A 759-nucleotide genomic window follows, 5' to 3' on the forward strand; every position below is an offset into this window, starting at 1 on the left:
AATTTCGTTCAATTGCCGAAATTGCCTTGAAGGATTTTGGCTAGTCGAACTGACGCGTACATAACCGATTTTCTGCAAAATTTCACCTCGTTTTTGAGACAAGTCTTATGAGACACTCTTAACTATGTGTCACTTTAGGAGGTAATTTGCGCTTATTTTAAGTGCTATTTTGCACATCTGTTCATTTACAATCAAGTTGTTGAATCTTAATACTTTAAACACAGATAACACCGTTCTAAAATGTAGAACGGTGTTAAAAAATAGTTGTTTAACTTTCTTCATCCTGTACCCATTTATCTCAAAATAAATAACAATAAAGTCGTTTAAAAACAAAGAGTTCTTCCACTATTTCGCCCGATTTGTTGAATAGATTTTTCATTATACATAACAAGAAATAATGCGTAGTAGACACAAGAAGCGCTACTGATCGGCGGCGCTTCGGACACAAAATGTTCAGTAAAAAAACCGACGAGATTGCCGGCTTCTACAAAATTAATGATCATTCATAAAATATAAAAATCAAACTGCATAATTTTGTTCGTCGGCTGAAGCTTGTGTAAATGCACCTTTAATAATTTGATTATTAGTACTCCTTGCTATCTTGTGATAAAAACCTACTGCTTTCTGTTTGTTCCCATTTCCTTTTTTGTTACTTTTGTTAATTCAGTTGTTAATTTGTCAATTTGCTGCTGCATCTTTTCAAACTTTTCATCTAATTCTTTTTGATCTTGTTTTTCTTTTTCTGAATTAATGATTTCC

The 759-nt window shown here is 32.5% G+C and carries 1 pseudogene; it reads right to left on the reverse strand.

Going from position 1 to position 759, the window contains the following annotated elements:
* A pseudogene (locus tag QQZ16_RS03570) lies at positions 1-78 on the reverse strand (recombinase family protein); the annotation flags it as partial.
* Positions 79-759 lie beyond the last annotated feature (681 nt).

Origin of the sequence: Bacillus sp. T2.9-1 (assembly GCF_950097965.1) — a bacterium.
GTDB classification, from domain to species: Bacteria; Bacillota; Bacilli; order Bacillales; family Cytobacillaceae; genus Niallia; species Niallia hominis.